The organism is Neisseria sp. P0019.S003 (assembly GCF_051957115.1).
Classification (GTDB): Bacteria; Pseudomonadota; Gammaproteobacteria; order Burkholderiales; family Neisseriaceae; genus Neisseria; species Neisseria flavescens_D.
The window spans coordinates 1-504 of record NZ_JBQCWT010000052.1; the positions used below are offsets into that span (position 1 = coordinate 1).

At 56.7% G+C, this 504-nt stretch carries 1 pseudogene; it reads right to left on the bottom strand.

Annotated elements, in window-relative coordinates:
* Window positions 1-504, bottom strand: a pseudogene (locus ACTHTS_RS11040) (hypothetical protein); the annotation flags it as partial.

Genomic DNA, 504 nt, shown 5'->3' on the forward strand with positions numbered 1-504 from the left:
TGTTGGTACCGGCTGCGACCTCGGTACGGGCGGAGGCGCTTTGCTGTTTCAGCTGGCTGTAGTTGACGGCGTCGTTGTCATCGGTACCGGCAGCAACATTGGTAATCTTGTTGCCGGCGGCATGGATGCCTGACTTGGTCACACTCGGGCCACCGGTAATGGTGAGGCCGTCTGTATTCAGTTTGCTGTCGCCTGCGGTAACGCTGTCAACAGTAATGTCTTTGGCCAGTTTCAGCTGTGCACCACCGGCTACGGTTTCGCTGATGATGTTGCTGTCGCCTTTGACATTGATGGTGTCGCCCAATGCGTAGTTGTTGCTGCCGGTGGTACCGCCGAAGTTGATGCCTTTGGCGATATTGGCGGCGTTGGTCGCTACGTTTTGGTTGGTCGCAAACAGTTGGCTGCCGTTAACGGCATCTTTGCTGTTGGCATTGAGGTCGCCGTCGGCTACGTTGGTAACCTTCTTGCCGGCGGCATCGATACCGGACTTGGTCAGGCTAGGAC